The organism is Rhizobium sp. 05L419, from assembly GCF_056397845.1.
In genome coordinates, this window is sequence record NZ_JBFTOF010000104.1 from 1 (window position 1) to 365 (window position 365).

At 60.3% G+C, this 365-nt stretch carries 1 protein-coding gene; it reads right to left on the reverse strand.

The features are described 5' to 3' along the window. Nucleotides 1–365 (reverse strand): ISAzo13-like element transposase-related protein (locus AC1DMK_RS31190; protein ID WP_477864063.1); only part of this gene is annotated, 365 nt, incomplete at both ends.

Genomic DNA, 365 nt, shown 5'->3' on the forward strand with positions numbered 1-365 from the left:
ATTGGAGACCTTGACGCCTTTGTGGTAGGTGCGGGTGTCGAGGGCACATTCGACCTTGAGGCCGGTCTTTGTCGTGGTGGCTCCGATCAGTTCGACCACTGCCAGGCGACTTTCGAGCGGGCGACCGCGCCAGTTCTGAGTAATATGGCAGAACAGGCGGTGCTCGATCTTGTTCCACTTGGAGGTGCCGGGCGGATARTGGTGGACGTGAAGGAYCAAGTCGGTCTCGTCGGCCAGTTTCTGCAATTCCAACTTCCATAGCCTGACGCGCGCGCCGTTTGAGCCGCCGCAATCGGCCGTGACGGTCAGTTCACGTGCCTTGGGATAGCGCTCTCGTCCCATGCGATCGAGCCAGTACCGGATCG